1 protein-coding gene is annotated in these 374 nt (G+C 52.7%); it reads right to left on the reverse strand.

Translation table 11 applies throughout. The annotated features are described in order from the left end of the window. On the reverse strand, positions 1–286 hold a 286-nt coding region (locus EXE45_RS18290; RefSeq protein WP_137695154.1), incomplete at its 3' end, for a hypothetical protein. Between the last annotated feature and the right edge of the window lie 88 nt (positions 287–374).

Below are 374 nucleotides of genomic sequence, written 5' to 3' on the forward strand. Positions count from 1 at the left end.
TATTGGTCATTTGTGTGCGGCTGTCTTGGGTGACCGTCCCTCCCGAGTCTTTGACTTCTTGGATGACAGCGGTCGAGCCGTCCTCGACGTTCTCGCGGATGTACTTGCTGTTTCGGATCGTGGCGTCTTTGCTATCTATTTCGTCTGTACTGAGCGATCCGACGTTGTCAAGATCCTTCCCTTCGGCGTCTAACTTGTCGTTTTGCTTATCGTACGAGAAGAACGCCTCACCAGTCAGCGGGTTATACAACTGAATCTTGTTACCGATGTCTCTGAAGACTCCCATTAGGCTTCCCTCACAGTATGGTGGTCAGGATTCCAGTTCGACGGTACGTGCGCTTCACCACTCTCGTCCGTCGGCTGTGCGTCAGGAT

The sequence above is a fragment of the Halorubrum sp. SP9 genome, from assembly GCF_005435015.1.
Lineage (GTDB): Archaea > Halobacteriota > Halobacteria > Halobacteriales > Haloferacaceae > Halorubrum > Halorubrum sodomense.